This window comes from Rhizobium sp. ZK1 (assembly GCF_047782645.1).
Taxonomy (GTDB): Bacteria; Pseudomonadota; Alphaproteobacteria; order Rhizobiales; family Rhizobiaceae; genus Rhizobium.
Map to the genome: position 1 here is coordinate 832,005 of NZ_CP180587.1, position 15,288 is coordinate 847,292.

At 58.4% G+C, this 15,288-nt stretch carries 11 protein-coding genes; 6 read left to right on the top strand and 5 right to left on the bottom strand.

Annotated features, from left to right (window positions below):
* Positions 1 to 6: 6 nt before the first annotated feature.
* Genes ACK9YZ_RS26475 through ACK9YZ_RS26495 form a run of 5 tightly spaced genes read right to left on the bottom strand, consistent with a single transcriptional unit; the run spans position 7 to position 8,048 of the window.
* Positions 7 to 1,749, bottom strand: a complete 1,743-nt coding sequence (locus ACK9YZ_RS26475; RefSeq protein WP_416068227.1) for an ABC transporter ATP-binding protein — start codon at positions 1,747 to 1,749, stop codon at positions 7 to 9.
* Positions 1,746 to 2,831: a glycosyltransferase family 2 protein gene (locus tag ACK9YZ_RS26480; RefSeq protein WP_416068228.1), complete on the bottom strand. Its 1,086-nt coding sequence runs from the start codon at positions 2,829 to 2,831 to the stop codon at positions 1,746 to 1,748. The genes ACK9YZ_RS26475 and ACK9YZ_RS26480 overlap by 4 nt, the downstream gene beginning before the upstream one ends.
* 6 nt (positions 2,832 to 2,837) lie before the next feature.
* Positions 2,838 to 5,849: a glycosyltransferase gene (locus tag ACK9YZ_RS26485; protein WP_416068229.1), complete on the bottom strand. Its 3,012-nt coding sequence runs from the start codon at positions 5,847 to 5,849 to the stop codon at positions 2,838 to 2,840.
* Complete coding sequence (locus ACK9YZ_RS26490; protein ID WP_216760741.1) at positions 5,843 to 7,018, bottom strand: glycosyltransferase family 2 protein; 1,176 nt, start codon at positions 7,016 to 7,018, stop codon at positions 5,843 to 5,845. The genes ACK9YZ_RS26485 and ACK9YZ_RS26490 overlap by 7 nt, the downstream gene beginning before the upstream one ends.
* 31 nt (positions 7,019 to 7,049) lie before the next feature.
* Positions 7,050 to 8,048 (bottom strand): NAD-dependent epimerase/dehydratase family protein, encoded by a 999-nt coding sequence (locus ACK9YZ_RS26495; protein WP_216760740.1) that lies wholly within the window; start codon positions 8,046 to 8,048, stop codon positions 7,050 to 7,052.
* An 806-nt stretch (positions 8,049 to 8,854) separates the two neighbouring features.
* Here ACK9YZ_RS26495 and ACK9YZ_RS26500 point away from each other — a divergent pair.
* The 6 genes from ACK9YZ_RS26500 (at position 8,855) to ACK9YZ_RS26525 (ending at position 15,264) form a co-directional block, all read left to right on the top strand.
* A complete protein-coding gene (locus tag ACK9YZ_RS26500; RefSeq protein WP_416068230.1) occupies positions 8,855 to 10,381 on the top strand; it encodes an ABC transporter substrate-binding protein in 1,527 nt (508 codons plus the stop codon).
* A 79-nt stretch (positions 10,382 to 10,460) separates the two neighbouring features.
* Entirely contained in the window at positions 10,461 to 11,402 is a 942-nt protein-coding gene (locus ACK9YZ_RS26505; protein ID WP_416068231.1) for an ABC transporter permease, read from the top strand.
* The gene (locus ACK9YZ_RS26510; RefSeq protein ID WP_216760737.1) at positions 11,402 to 12,271 is read left to right on the top strand and encodes an ABC transporter permease; all 870 of its coding nucleotides are present in this window, start codon (positions 11,402 to 11,404) and stop codon (positions 12,269 to 12,271) included. The genes ACK9YZ_RS26505 and ACK9YZ_RS26510 overlap by 1 nt, the downstream gene beginning before the upstream one ends.
* The gene (locus ACK9YZ_RS26515) at positions 12,272 to 13,480 is read left to right on the top strand and encodes an amidohydrolase/deacetylase family metallohydrolase (RefSeq protein ID WP_216760736.1); all 1,209 of its coding nucleotides are present in this window, start codon (positions 12,272 to 12,274) and stop codon (positions 13,478 to 13,480) included.
* A 21-nt stretch (positions 13,481 to 13,501) separates the two neighbouring features.
* Positions 13,502 to 14,017, top strand: a complete 516-nt coding sequence (locus tag ACK9YZ_RS26520; RefSeq protein WP_416068232.1) for a RidA family protein — start codon at positions 13,502 to 13,504, stop codon at positions 14,015 to 14,017.
* A 50-nt stretch (positions 14,018 to 14,067) separates the two neighbouring features.
* Positions 14,068 to 15,264 (top strand): aminotransferase class V-fold PLP-dependent enzyme, encoded by a 1,197-nt coding sequence (locus ACK9YZ_RS26525; protein ID WP_416068233.1) that lies wholly within the window; start codon positions 14,068 to 14,070, stop codon positions 15,262 to 15,264.
* Positions 15,265 to 15,288 lie beyond the last annotated feature (24 nt).

A 15,288-nucleotide genomic window follows, 5' to 3' on the forward strand; every position in this document is an offset into this window, starting at 1 on the left:
TCTTCCTTATGCCAAAGCCGGGACGAGGCAGATTTGATGCTTCATCAGGCTGGCGACGGACGGTCGGTGGCTGACGATAATCAGCGTTCGGCCCTGATATTCCTTAAGCAGGAGAGAAAGCACCCGCGCTTCCGTCGCCTCGTCGAGCGCATTTGTCGCTTCGTCCAGGAGCAGTATCTCAGGCCGGCCGGCAAGCGCCCGCGCCAGGCCAATGCGCTGCCGCTGGCCGCCCGAAAGCCTTATCGCCTCATCGCCCAGCCACTCGTCGAAGCCGTAGGGTAGTTTCTCGATAAACTCAGTCGCGCAGGCCATATCGGCGGCCCAGCGGACATCAGCTTCGGAGATCTCGCGACGGAAGCGGATATTGTCGAGAACCGTGCCCTCCATCAGTTCGACATCCTGGCCCGAGACTGAAAGCTGCCGCAACCAGCTTGATCGTTCGATGGTCGAAAGATCCTTGCCGTCGAGGGTGATGCGACCCTCCGTCGGCTGGATGAGGTCGAGAAGCATATTGAGGATGGTTGTCTTGCCGGAGCCGCTTGGCCCTGTCAGCGCGGTCGTCTCTCCTGTTCTGATGGAGAAGCTGACGTGGCTGACGGCCGGAACGCTGCTGCCTTCATAAGAGAAGGAAACATCGTGGAAAACAATCTCACCTTGCAGATGTCGCAGCTCTTCTCGGTCGGAGGCTTGTCGCGCATCGTCCGCTTCGGAAATTATCGTAAGAACGTTCTGCAAGGAGGCCTCCAGGGCATGGAGGCCAAGGATCTGCGAGTCGAAGTCCTTGATATGCGGCTGAAGCCTGTAGAGAAGGACGGTGGCCGACAATGCTGCGCGGAAATCCACGGGGAGAAACTGTGAAGACAGGATGATCGTCAGGATCACGCCGAATGTCAGCGCCTCGCTCAATAGCGACGTTGCCGCGCCCAAACGGTCGGAACGGTACCAGGCTTGCCCGACATCTTTGGAAAGGGCATTGAAAATGCTCTCATGGCGTTTTTCCAGGCCGAAGCTTTTCACCGCCTTCAAGGCCTGAAGCGTGGTCCAGGTCAATTGCGTCAAGTCCTCCACCGCCGAAAGGGCGGTCTCGCCGATACGCCGATAGGCATTGGCGAACAGACCGAGCGTCAGATTGTGGACAACGCCGAAGACAAGTCCGAGCAACGCGATCGGCCATGCCATGACAAGCATTCCGACGCCGAAGATAACGATGGTCCCGAGACTGATCCCGAGGCGAACGAGGCTCGCATGAGCCGAAGCGACGGCATAGGATTCAGTGGCGATCACGTTCATGATGTCGCTGCGCTCGTAATGCTGAAAGCGCTGGAACGGGATCGCCAGGATTTTTGAATAGAGACGGCGCCGGATGCGATCGCTGATCTGATGGCTGACAGTGCTCGCAATGATGGAGTTGGCAAAGCCCAGCACGATCCTGAGAACGATCGCGCAGATGAGGATGGTGACCAACATCGGCTTCGAGATTGCGGTATCGAACCCACCGAAAAATGCGGGAAGCCAGCCGACAGCTGTACCGGAAGCAGAACCCTGCTGGCCGAGGAGAAAAATGAGGCTGACAAGAAAGGTGATCCCGACCATTTCCATCAGACCGCTCAGAATGCCGACGATGATCATCACCGAGGTCTTCATCCGGAGCCCTGGAACGAGTTGCAGAAGCTCTCGGAAACGGGCCGCGATGACCAGGTTGAAGGCGCTTGTTGGCTTGCCGGAAACGGATTTTCGCATCGTCGTCATGCATCACCGGCATGCGGCTTGATGGACTCACCGGCCCGACCGGCGACAGCCGCTTCAACACGATCATGGAATGATGTACCGCTTTCGGGAAATGCGATCCTCATCACTCCGTCTCGCATCGGCGGGGCAAATGGAGTTGGATGCTTTGGCAATCGATTTGCCAGTCGCCGCGCTCGACTCTTGGCTGCGCGCCAGACGAGGCGAGCGCCATGGACGGCGAATTTCACAGGGAACCGTCTGGCAATCATCGGCGCCAGTTTCCTGATCTGATCTTGGTCTCCTCTGGAAATCGCTTTGTTGAGATACCACCGTGCCGTATCGAATTCCGCCGTGGTGGCAGCGGCGGCAAGGCGCGGATAGCGTTTCCTGACCTCTGCCATCACCAGGGTATGAGATTTCAGCATGCGGTAGGCGTTGCTCGACATGTTTCCTTGCGTGAACCGGTATCCGGTCAGAAAACCAGGAACCACAGCAAAAGGCAGCCTTTCGGCAAGTGCGAGATAAAGCTTCAGATCTTCGCATCCCTCGGCCTTTTGATCACGCAACGCCGGATCATAGCCACCGCATGCCAGAACATCAGCGCGAGGCATGAGCGGCGTGCTGCCGTTGCCGATAAAGTTTTCCCGAGCCATGATTTCAAAGACGTTGCCTTTGTACAGCACAGGTCTCGAATGGCTGAAAATCACATCATCGGCGTCGATTGCCGCATACCAGTTGTAGGCGACCCCTCGTCCTTCCGCTAAGCTTCCCAAAGCCTGGACTTGCAATTCGATCTTGCGGGGGTGCCAGAGATCATCGGCATCGATCGGCGCGATGTAGCTTCCGGTCGCTTCGCGGATTCCGTGGTTGCGGGCACGTGCCACGCCGCCATTTTCCTGTCGCAGGATTTTGACACGCGGATCTTTGAGGCGATATTCGCTTGCCAGTTCGTAGGTTTTGTCCTGTGAACCATCGTCCACCACGAGGATCTCGAGGCATTCATAGGTCTGGTTCGATACGCTCAGAAGCGTTTCAATAAGCGTTTTCTCGGCATTGTAGGCCGGAATGACGACCGTGACCAAAGGGAGGAAATCGGCGCTCATTGCTTGCTATCCAATGAACGCATCGGGCTGACCCATCAGCTCGGCAAAGGCCTTGAGCGGTAGGTCGCCGCGAACTTCAAGGCGTGGCAGGGAAAGCGCATGGTCGGCAGAGCTCGCCCTTGAGGGCTTTGTCGAAAAGCCGATCTCGTAACCGACGTGAGCAAGAATGCCAGGGACGCGGAAATCGCTAGAGCCGAAGGGAAGGGCGATGGATGTCACAGCCTCGCCTAGCCGGCTTTCGAGCGCATTACGCGATAGAGCGGCTTCGCCCAGCAATGCAGCGTTGTCGAGTGAACTTGCCGGCCTGTGAGACGCCAAATGGGATCCGAAGCAGATCCCCTGCCGCTGCAGGATCCTGATGTCGGCCCAGGACATCAGCGGGGCCGGCTCCCCGTAGGCGGCATCCCAATCCGACCGGCCGCCGACCTTGTCCGTTACCACGAAGACGTCTGCGCCGAACCCGTTCTCAGCCAGAATGGGGAAGGCGTCGGTGAGAAAGTCGAGATAGGCGTCGTCAAAGGTCAGGACGACGGGACGTCCTTGGATGGGTTTGCCCTCACGCAGCAGCACGGCCAGGTTCTGGGCTGTCAGCGTATAATAGCCCTGCCGCCGGAGGAACTGCATCTGCTTGAGAAAGACCTCCGGCGCGACTCGAAATCGACGGAGTGCGTCCGGCCCGTCGATCGCAATTCTGTGATACATGAGCACAGGAACCGAAGTCGTAATCTCGTTCGTCCATGCCGCTCCGCGATCGACGCCTGCCGGCCCCCAGATGATGTGCTTGGCCACATCGGCATCGAGAGGGACGCCGTGAGGTTCGATCCGCACGGCCGGTGTTGCCATCTTGCGCTTTGCGAACCGATGGACCGCGTAAAGCTCGGTCTCGATCGTTTCTTCCAGCACAAGATCAGGCAGGTTCGACAGAACCTTCTTGATCGTGCCCACGCCAAACGGATTATTCCAGTCGAAACCGGTTCTGTCGGGTTCGTCGCGACGGATATGGGCATGCGCCGTGACAAGGCAACCGTCCGGTTTCAAGGCCGTCGCGATCTTCCGGCATACCTGTTCCAGGATCTTCTCGTCGTCCATGTAGTACAGGACCTCCGAACAGACGATCAGATCCTGCTCGGGCGGAAGTTCGCTCCCGACGAAATCCAGGACGCGAAACTCCGCGTTCGGGCAGTCCCGACATCTCTCGGATGCCCTTTCAATGGCGCGGCGGGAAATATCCGTGGCCGTCAGGAAGCCGACCCTCTGTGCAAGCTTTGCCGTGAAAATTCCTTCCGCGCAGGCGAGCTCGAGCGCTCTTTCTATACCGTCGGGAATAAGGCTCAGCGTCTGCTCGTATTTGACCTGTTCGTAGACAGAGAGGTAATTCCACGGATCCGGACGCTCGAAAACACGTTCCCAATATTCCTCTTTCGTCGCGGCTTCCGGCAGAGCCGTTTGCTTGCCTTTCATTTCGGGAGAGGCATCGCTCGTCTCACCAACCGGTCCGGTGAATCGCCGCTCGGAACGGGATTCCACCTCCAACAAGCGCGCATCATTGTCTCCAACTTCCTTCGCCGCGGACTTGATGAACGCGTTCCGACGTATTGCGTAGGAAAGTTGTCCGAGCTGCCGCCGTCGCCCCCGCCGCTGACGGACGATTTTGCCTAAAACCGTGGTGTTGCGAATGGCTTCGGCTGCCCAGAAGCGGGCATAGGAAATGGTCAAAGGCGTGGGCAATTGATTTCCGGCCCGCAGTTCATCGATGATGAGCCTGAGTTGAGCGCGAACGGAGAGGTCTCCCCACAGGGGGCCGACATACGACCCGACATGTCGCCCTTCGGAAAAGACGTGCAGCAACAGCGTATCGGCCCCGTCTGCCTTGGCAATAGAGATCAGTTTGCTGACATCGACGGCAGCCACCTGCAGATGGCCGAGCACGAAGGAGCGGGACATGTCGGCCGCGGAGATTGACCAGACAATGAGCTCTTCCAGCCGACGCCCGGTCCCGGGCAGCGAGTGCTGTTCGAGCAATTGAACAATGTCGAGGAATGCTGGTTTCCAGCGTTCCTGCAGATCGACGAGATCGGCGGCATTCGCAACTGCCAGACCTGTTCGCAATCCATGCAGTATCACCGAGGCGAGGAAGCCTTCATAACCCGAGGCGTCGGGCAATTCCGGAAGAAGCTCTGCAAGCGCGGCCAGATCGGCCCCCACGCACAGGTTGGCCGAAGCGGCCCAGGCAAGCATCCGCAATTGCCCGAGAGCCGGCGCCGTCCACCGCGCATCCTTATCGTCCGCCGACTGTTTCCCTTCCATGCCCAGGGCTTGCGCCCTGGTGGTAACACGGACCGCGTCCCTTACCATTTTTTGCGGATCTCCCGAGAGAGAGCCGGCCTTCATGCGATAGAAGGCAAGGCACTGGTCGATCTTCCGGAATGCAGCCCCTGCAAACGCCATGCGAAGCCAGAGATCCCAGTCCTCGCAGGTCTGCAACTCGGCATCCATGCCGCCAAGCCGGACGAAAAGGTCCTTGGGAAAAACCACCGTATGAATGGCCAGGGCGCAAAATGACGAGAATTCCCGCTTTGCTCGATCGCCGGCCAGATTGGGGGGCGTTTCAATCTCCAGCATCCGCCCATCCGGCGTGACGCGGCGATAGCTGCAGCAGGCAATCACCGGCTGAGCACCATTAGCGGCGACCGGCAGCATGCTTTCGATAAAAACAGGGTCCAGCCAGTCATCCGCATCGAGCATGCAAAGAAAAGGGGCGGTCGCAAACCCCGCGGCTGTGTTACGCGCTGCGGATGCGCCGGCATTCGCCTGGCGATGGATCAGAATCCGGCTGTCCGCTTTCGCAAAACCTTCGAGCACATTCCAGGTATCGTCTTTCGAACCGTCATCGACGACTACCGCCTGCCAGTTCGACGCCGACTGTTTTTGCAGGCTGCGCAGGCAATCGGCCAGAGTTTCTGCCGCGTTATAGGCGGGGATGAGGAACGATATGTCCGGCTTCGATGCGGTTACCATGCTGGCTTCTTCCAGCGGCGAAGGAGATACCAGGCGCCGTTCAGGCACCCCAGTATTTCCTCCTTGAGAAAGAAGGTGTCAGAGGTCGCTCCCTTGGGCAGCCGTTTCTTCAACCTCTGGAGATAATATCGCGGCAACGCGACCAGGATGCGCCGCAGATTGCCCCGGTTTCCGGTGTTCTGGTACTGGACCAGCAGGGCTGCCACATGACCGCTCATATATTGGCGGATCTGCTTGGCGAGCCCCTTCATCTCCTTGCGATGGAAATGCCAGGAAACTGCCGTCGGCTCGTAGCGACAGGTACCACCGTGGTGGAGAAGGCGATTCCAGAATTCGGAATCGCCTGAACACCCGGCCGCACCCATATCCAGCCGCACGTCGAACAATCCGATATCGTCGAATACCTGGCGGCGGAATGCCTGGCTTGCGCCCGCGCCAATCAACCAGGCAGGCGCCCCGTATGGTGCACTTTGGCGATAGAAGTCCTGGCCGAAATCCTGGCGCATATACCCCCTGCCAAATCCCCAATGGGTTTCGAATATCAACTGCGCGGGCGTGGAAAGCTCGCCGGGAAGGACAAGGCCGGTGACGCATCCGATTTCGGGTCGATCGAAGGCCTTCATCAGGTTTTCCAGCCAGCGTTCATGCAGGACCACGTCGTCATCGGTGAACGCCACGAACTCGGTCTTTGCCGCGCGCACGGCGGCATTGCGGGCGTAATCCAGCCCGATCCTGTTCTCGCGCACATAGGTCGCGCCGGCCGCCTCCACGACGCGGCGCGTGCTATCGCCGGTTGAGGCGTTGTCGACGACGATGACCGCAGCCGGTGATAGAGACTGCTTGGGGATCGATGCCAGACATCTGGCCAGTTCGTCCGGCCGATCCTTGGTGCAGATCAGGAGGGTGACGTCGCGGTTCCTGATCGGCACCTGCATCACATTCCGAGCGTGTTCAACGGTTTCTGGCAACACGGCGCGCGCCGCCAACGCGGCCGGGTTTTCTGACCCCTCGATATAGACCTGACCGACGGGAAGGCCTTCGGATACGAAGACGACGAGCCCGGTGTCAATGGCCGGGGCATTGGCACCGACGTCATCCGAAAGATCCAGATATCGGATAGGCACAGGAAAGACATTGTCTTTCATGTCACGCGGGATGACGTCGCTCATTGTTACACTCTGCACCAGATGCCGGGACTGTTTAGCGTCCTGCCTTGGCCAACCGGCGGGAGCCCGCCTCGGCCACCTCCGCCGCAGTGACTTTCATGTCCTGCCTGAACCAGTCGAGAGTCTTTGCAACGCCTTCCTCATAGCTAATCGTGCACGACCATTCGGGCATCACGTAGTTTGCATTCGCCAGATCTGGCCGTCTGTTTGTTGGATCGTGCGGCGGTGACGGCTCGAAGACGATCGGAATGCCGCCCATCAGGCGCGAAACATACTGAGCCACTTCCAGGACTGCGATCTCCCGATCGTTCCCGACGTTAAGCGGCCCTCTATAGTCCGTTTCGTTCATCCAGAAATAACGTGCGAAGCCGTCAATGATGTCATCGACATAGCCCCAGCTTCGGGATTGGAGACCATCCCCGAACACCGTAATGGGGCGGCCGGTCAGGGCCTGTGCGACGAAATTGGAGACGGCCCGGCCGTCGTCTGGTCGGGTCCTCGGTCCGTATACGTTGAAGGGTCGAACGATTTTAACGTCCAGGCCTTGTGTGCGCTGCATCTCGAACAGCAAGGACTCCGTGCAGCGTTTACTTTCATCGTAAGATGAGCGTGGCCCGGTGCAATCGACCTGGCCCTTATAGGACTCCGGCTGCGGCGAGACGAGGGGGTCGCCATAGACTTCCGAGGACGAGGTGAAACAGAAGCGTCCTCCTTTTTTCAGAAGGTCTAGAAGACGGAACGCTCCGATAAGGTTTGCCGAAATGGTTCTCTTGGGTTCCTTCATGTACCACGGCGGCGAGGCCGGAGAGGCAAGGTGGTATACTTCGTCAAATTTGTCCGACGTCTGAAGGTTTTCAACATCGGATTGCACAAACTGGAAGCGGGGGTCTCGGATATGGGAAATATTCGCCTCAAGCCCAGTCCAAAGATTGTCGACGACGACAAGCTTTTCGACGTCCGTGCGATTTAAAAGTCTATCGCACAGATGTGATCCGAGAAAACCGGCACCGCCTGCTACAAGCACTTTCTTCATGACTTCTCCTGCGGATCGCATGTTTTATCTTGCTCATATTAGGGTAGTTGTAATTAAGTAAACTCGTCAATAACTGCGGCGTTTTTCAAGAATTCAGGCTTAAGATCTGTCGTTAATGGCAATAATTGTAGTAAATTTGTATTAGAATTACCCAGTCGGTATTTCCGGCCCTTCACCGCGCCGGGCGCGACGATCAACGGCTTAAACGAGGAAAGTTGCCTTCGATGTTGCCGCGCTTTGATCTGCAATCGGAGCGCTAGCGAGGTGAAACTCCATCTAGTCAGCCGTGTTAGAGGATCGCTTTCAACGCACCTACAATGTCCTCGATTACAAGCAACAAGGCTGTTTAGCCTTTTTGTGCGCTGCGGAACACGGACTTTAGTCTGATGTGATATACCTCATCCGAAGTAGGCCGGAGTAATTAAAAACCCAAGATGTGCTTTCCGCGCCGCTCGTAATTCATGGTTGAATCTTTCGGGGAGCGATGTTCGACGTGAGCCACAACTTTTGCCTTATTCATGTCGCTGCAGCAGGGGCAAGTAATTCCGAGGGTGACAACACTGGCAGACGGCGCGCATCGTTTTGTCACTTCATTGGCCACCTATTCCGTTAGGAGCGCGCTTTGATTTTGGATCAAAGATGTTGGCTCCTCTTTCAATGATAAATGTGAAGTCGTCTCAGCGGGACGCGGTCTACTCCTTTCCGCCGACGAAGCGACTTTCTCGATTGACAAGGTCACTCCCGTCGATATTCTATTATAAAAATCGATATAACATAATTGCGGAACATTAAACCGGGAGCATGAAATGAAGACTTTTGTCGCATTCCTTCTCGGCACTGCGCTGGTCGCTTTGCCGACAACCCTGATGGCTCAGGAAAAGGGCGGCGTGATCAACGTCGCGACGATCGGCGAGCCGCCGACGCTTGATCCGATGTCCTCTACCGCCGACCTCGTCGGTATCGTCACGCAGCACATTTTCGAAACGCTCTACACGTTCGACAAAAACTGGAACGTCACGCCGCTTCTGGCTGAAAGCCTGCCGGAGATCAGCGCGGATGGTAAGACCTATACGATCAAGCTTCGCACCGGCATCAAGTTCCACGACAACTCCGACATGTCCTCGGAAGACGTCGTTGCCTCGCTGAACCGCTGGATGAAGATCGCCTCGCGCGGCAAGCAGGTTGCAGGCTTTATCGACTCCATTACATCAGTCGATCCGGCAACGGTGAAGATCGCGCTGAAGCAGCCCTATGCGCCGCTGACCTCGTTGCTCGCCTTCAACAACTCCGCCGCCATCATCATCCCGTCCGAGAAGCAGGATGAACCGATGAAGGAATTCATCGGCACCGGCCCTTATATGCTGAAGGAACGCAAGGCGGACCAATACATCCAGCTCGTCCGTTTCGACGGCTACAAGTCGCGCGAAGGTGAGAGCGACGGTTATGGCGGTGCCCGCCACCAATATCTCGACGAAATCCGCTTCGTGCCGGTTCCAGATCCGAACACGCGCGTCGAGGCTGCCGTTTCCGGCCAGTATGATTACGTCGACTCGATCCCGGTTGAATCCTTCGACAAGCTGAAAGCTTCGAGCGCATCGCAGCCGGTTATCCTGAAGCCTTTCGGCTATCCGGTCTTTGTCTTCAATACGAAGGAAGGCCTTGCCAAGAACGTCGAGGTCCGCAAGGCCATCCGCCAGGCACTCAGCATGGAAGACATGCTCGCCGCCGCTTTCGGCAGCACGGATTTCTACACGCTCGACGGCGACATCTATCCCAAGCCGTACGTCTGGAATACCAACGCAGGTGTCGAAGGCAATTATAGTGTCGCGGACCCCGAAGGCGCCGCCGAAGCGGCCAAGAAGGCCGGCTACAATGGCGAGCCGATCCGCATTCTGACCAGCCGCCAGTACGAATTCCACTACAAGATGGCGCAGGTCGCCGCCGAATACCTGAAGACAGCCGGCTTTGCCGTCGACCTGCAGGTCGTCGACTGGGCAACGCTGACGCAGCGCCGCACCGATCCGAAGCTCTGGGATATCTACATCACCCACAGCCCCTTCCTGCCAGAACCGGCGTTGATCGGTTCTCTGTCTCCGAGCTCGCCCGGCTGGTGGGATACACCGGCACGCAAGACCGTCGTCGATGCCTTCACGTCCGAGGTCGATCCACAGAAGCGCATTGCACTGTGGGCCGACGTTCAAAAGGCCATGTATGACGAGTTGCCCTACATGAAGATCGGCGATTTCAATGCCGTCTCGGCCAAGTCGACCAAGCTTGAAGGCGTCGATCCGGCTCCGTGGCCGTACTTCTGGAACGCGTCCATCAAGAAGTAACGCTCCATTGCGGGATACCGGTGCGCCCGCATCGGTATCCTTCTTCCATTGTGCCCGCCCCGGTACCGGGATAGACTTCATGATACGTTACATTCTCCAGCGCCTGCTTGGCATGATCGTCGTGATGTTCCTCGTCGTCACGATCGTCTTCGTCATCGTGCGCGTCACACCCGGCGATCCGGCAGCCGTCATGCTCGGCCCAGATGCGACGCCGCAGGATATTGCCGATCTGCGCGCCAGCCTTGGTCTCGACCGGTCCATCGGCGTGCAATATCTCTATTATATCAGCCAGTTGCTGAAGGGTGATCTCGGACAGTCGATCTTCCTGAACATGCCGGTGACCTCGGCATTGCTCGATCGCGCCGAACCGACTTTCTTCCTGACGATTTTCTCGCTGGTCATCGCCAGCCTCATCGCGCTGCCGATCGGCATCTATGCCGCCTACCGTCGTGGCTCCTTCGTCGACCAGGCGGCAACGACGCTTGCGATGTTTGCAGCAAGCATTCCGAGTTTCTGGCTCGGTCTCATTCTCATGCAGGTCTTTGCCGTGCGCTTTGGCCTTTTCCCGGTGTCAGGATATGGCGGACCGGGTTCGACCTTTCTCGAGCGCATGTACCACCTGACGCTGCCTGCCTTCGCGCTCGGCATCGTCTCCTCAGCGCTCATCCTGCGCTTTACGCGCGCCTCGATGCTCGATGTTCTCGGCGACGATTATATCCGGACCGCTCGGGCCAAGGGCCTGATCGAGCGCCGGGTAATCCTCAAACATGCCCTGAAAAATGCACTGATACCGATCCTCACGGTTCTCGGTCTGACTGCTGCCGTGCTGATCTCAGGTGCAGTCGTTACCGAGACTGTCTTCGGTCTGCCGGGCGTCGGCAATCTCGTCGTATCAGCCGTTCTGCGCCGCGACTACCCGGTCATTCAAGGGGCGCTTCTGGTGATTGCAGCGCTCTACGTGCTGATCAATTTTGCGATCGACATGCTCTATCTGCTCGTTGATCCGAGGGTGCGCTACTGATGACGGATATCGCGATCAAACCGGCCGAAAGCGAAGGCCGCAAATTCCTGAGCCGCTTCCTGAAGCGCAAGACCGTCGCTATCGGCGTCCTCGTCCTTGTGATTTTCGTGCTGCTGGCGGTCCTCGCGCCATGGGTTGCTCCCTATTCGCCGTCGAAGCTTTCGATCGTCAACCGGCTGAAGCCGCCGAGCGGAACCTACTTCTTCGGTACGGATGAGTTTGGCCGGGACGTGCTGTCGCGCACCATCTTTGCCGGTCGCCTGTCACTGCTGGTCGGAGCTGCGGTCGTGGCACTGTCGGCTGTGATCGGTATCACGCTCGGCCTGCTTGCCGGCTTTTTCAAGAACCTCGATACGCCGATTGCCCGGCTGATCGACGCAATGATGGCTTTCCCCGACATTCTGCTGGCGATCGCACTTGTCGCGGCTCTTGGCCCGTCGCTGACGACAGTCATCATTGCGCTGTCGATCGTCTATGCGCCACGTCTTGCCCGCATCGTTCGGGCCTCGACTCTCGTGATCCGTGAACTGCCCTATGTCGAGGCGGCTCAAGCGCTTGGCATTTCGACCTTCCATATCATGACGCGTCATGTGCTGAGGAACCTGCTCTCGCCGATCCTGGTGCAGGCGACGTTCCTCTTTGCGAGCGCGATGCTCGCCGAGGCCGGCCTGTCTTTCCTCGGCCTCGGCGTCAGCCCGGAAATCCCGACCTGGGGCACTATGATTGCCGCCGGTCGCCAATATATCGGCCAGGCCGACTGGATGACGCTGTTTCCAGGTGTCGCTATCATTCTTTCCGTGCTTTCGCTGCAGATGGTCGGTGACGGTCTGCGTGACATGCTCGATCCCAAACTTCGAAAGGACCTTTGAATGACCGGTGAAACGGCGGGCAAGCCGCTCCTCCTCACCAATGTGAAGCCTGTCGGCTTCGGTGCTGGCACGCCTGATGGGGCGATTGATATCCTTGTGGGTGCCGATGGCAAGATCGCCAGGCTCGGTCCGCAGCTTTCGGTTGCTGACGACGTAGCCCGAATAGACGGCAATGGCGCCTTCGTCTCGCCCGGCTGGATCGACCTGCATGTGCATATCTGGCATGGCGGCACCGATATCTCGATCCGCCCGTCAGAATGTGGTCTTCAACGGGGCGTGACGACGCTGGTCGATGCCGGCTCTGCCGGTGAAGCCAACTTCCACGGCTTCCGTGAATATATCATCGAGCCGTCGAAGGAGCGCATCAAAGCTTTCCTCAATCTCGGTTCCATCGGCCTGGTGGCCTGCAACCGTGTCGCCGAACTGCGTGACATCAGGGATATCGACCTCGACCGCATCCTCGAATGTTATGCAGAAAACAGCGAGCATATCGTCGGCATCAAGGTGCGCGCCAGCCACGTGATCACCGGCTCCTGGGGCGTCACCCCCGTCAAGCTCGGCAAGAAGATCGCCAAGATCCTCAAAGTGCCGATGATGGTGCATGTCGGCGAACCGCCGGCACTTTATGACGAGGTGCTGGAAATCCTCGGTCCCGGCGATGTCGTCACCCATTGCTTCAACGGCAAGGCGGGTTCGAGCATCATGGAGGACGAAGATCTCTTCAATCTCGCCGAACGCTGTGCATCCGAAGGCATCCGTCTCGACATCGGCCATGGCGGCGCCTCCTTTTCCTTCAAGGTGGCGGAAGCGGCAATCGCCCGCGGCCTGCTGCCCTTCTCGATTTCCACCGACCTGCATGGCCATTCGATGAACTTCCCGGTCTGGGATCTGGCAACGACCATGTCGAAGCTGCTCTCGGTCGGCATGCCCTTCGACAAGGTGATCGATGCCGTCACCCATGCACCGGCCTCGGTCATCAAGCTGTCGATGGACGACCGTCTATCCGTCGGCGCACAGGCTGAGTTCACGGTCTTCGATCTCGTCGATTCCGATCTGGAGGCGACCGATTCCAATGGCGACGTCTCGGTGCTGAAGAAGCTCTTCGAGCCGCGTCATGCGGTGATCGGCAACGAGGCCTTCACCTCCAGCCGTTATGTGCCACGCGCCCGCAAGCTGGTGCGCCACAGCCACGGTTATTCTTACCGATAAGCAGAGCATAAAAGAAATCGCATGACAGGAGTTTGCGTGAACCAGTCTCCCGCTACCGCCGGCACCATCAGCATGTCGCCCTATGAGCGGCTTGCTGCGCTTGGCATTACGCTTCCGGCCTCGCCGCCGCCGATTGCCAATTTCGTCACCCATGTGCAGGAGGGTAACATGCTCTACCTGTCGGGGCAGGGGCCGCGCGAGGCTGATGGATTCATGCATGTCGGCAAGGTTGGCGCCGAGGTCGACGTCGAGGCCGCCTACCGCCACGCCCGGATGACCGGCATCAATCTACTTTCCGTCATGCATGAGGCGCTCGGCGATCTTTCCCGCGTCAAGCGTGTCGTCAAGCTGCTCGGCATGGTCAATGCCGTGCCGGATTTCCTCGATCATCCCGCCGTCATCAACGGCTGCTCGGATCTCTTGATCGACGTGTTCGGCGAAGAGGTCGGACCTCATGCCCGCTCGGCCGTCGGCTTCGGTTCACTACCAGGAAACATCACCGTCGAGATCGAAGCCATTGTCGCGCTCAGGGATTAATGAGGATGCGGTGATCGTTTCGGCCCAACAGATTGAAATTGGAGACACCCATGTCTGAGGACATCCGCACATCGATCGGTCTTCGCCCGGTCATCAACGTTTCCGGCACCATGACGAGCCTCGGCGCATCGATCGTCGTTCCCGAAGCCGTTGCTGCCATGTCGTCGATCCTGCCGCAGTTTGTCGAGATCAACGATCTGCAGCGCAAGGCGAGCGCCGTCATCGCGCGGCTGACGGGCGGCGAAGCCGGCTTTGTGACTGCATCCTGTTCCGCTGGGATTTCGCTTGCTGTGGCCGGCGCGATCACCGGAAACAATCTCCTCGCCATCGAAAAGCTGCCGGATATCGTCTCGGAAAAGAACGAGGTTCTCGTCCAGATGGGCCACGTCGTCAGCTACGGTGCGCCGGTCGATCAGGCGATCCGCCTTGCTGGCGGCAAGGTGGTGCTGGTCGGTCAGGCGACCTCTACGCACCGCTTCCACATGGAGCATGCGATTACCGAAAAGACGGCCGCGGCCGTCTATGTCGTATCGCACCATGTCGTCGATTACGGCCTTCTGAACCTCAAGGAATTTGTGGAGATCGCCCATGCCAAGGGCGTCCCCGTCATCGTCGATGCTGCCTCGGAATATGATCTGAAGATCTTCCTGGAGCAGGGCGCCGATGTGGTGCTCTATTCCGGCCACAAGTTCCTGGGCGGTCCGACCTCGGGCATCGTCGCCGGTAAGAAGGAACTGGTGCGCAATGCCTTCCTGCAAAACATGGGCATCGGCCGCGGCATGAAAGTTGGCAAGGAAAGCATCTTCGGCGTCATGGCGGCGCTGGAGGCCTGGGAAAAGCGCGACCATGCCGGCATTCGCGAGCGTGAGACGAACTATCTCAATCTGTGGAAACAGACGCTGGACGGGCGCCCAGGCGTGACCGCTTTGATCGAGCCGGACCCGACCAACAACCCACTCGATCGCATGCGCGTGATCATCGACACCGATGAAGCGCACATTACCGCCTGGGATCTCGCCGATGCGCTCGGCCGCGGTTCTCCGCCGATCATCGTGCGCGACCATGAAGTCGAGCACCGCTACTTCTATCTCGATCCCTGCAACCTGCATCCGGGTCAAGAGAAGATCGTCGCAAGCCGTCTGACAGAAGAACTCGACAAGGCGCGCGCCTCTAACGAGATCATCGCAACGCCGTTTGAAAACCGCAGCAAGCGCCGCTTCGACGGTGTGCTGAAGTGGCCGGATTGACTTGGAAGTCCCGAGAAAGTTGAG